This window comes from Psychrobacter sp. Rd 27.2 (assembly GCF_001921755.1).
Classification (GTDB): Bacteria; Pseudomonadota; Gammaproteobacteria; order Pseudomonadales; family Moraxellaceae; genus Psychrobacter; species Psychrobacter celer.
In genome coordinates this window covers 1-367 of record NZ_MRYB01000123.1, presented here as the reverse complement: position 1 = coordinate 367, position 367 = coordinate 1, and the positions used below count along the sequence as shown (strand labels likewise).

The following is a 367-nucleotide window of genomic DNA, read 5'->3' as shown; positions in this document are numbered from 1 at the left end:
TTGAGAGCAGAAAAGCGTCTTTTTATAAGACAGGTGTCGATATCATTGCGGTATCTGGCGACAGTAAAGAACAGCTAGAAAGCCATTTTGACGATATAGATATCGATTTTCCGATCGCTTATGGTTTGAGTGTTGAGCAAATGAAAACGCTGGGGCTTTATATCTCTGACCCGCGCTCAGAAAACGAAACCGATCATCCGTTTGCTGAGCCTGGTATCTACGTGGTCAATGACAAAGGGGATATCCAAGTCGTGGACATCTCAAACAATCCTTTTGTAAGACCCGATCTTGAAACACTTGCAGAAGGTTTGGCGTTTATCAGAGATAAAGATTATCCTATTCGTGGTACTCATGATTATTAATAGTG

The 367-nt window shown here is 41.7% G+C and carries 1 protein-coding gene; it reads left to right on the top strand.

Annotated elements, in window-relative coordinates:
* A partial coding sequence (locus BTV99_RS12865) for a redoxin domain-containing protein (protein WP_075102685.1) occupies positions 1 to 362 on the top strand: 362 nt, incomplete at its 5' end.
* Positions 363 to 367: the final 5 nt, after the last annotated feature.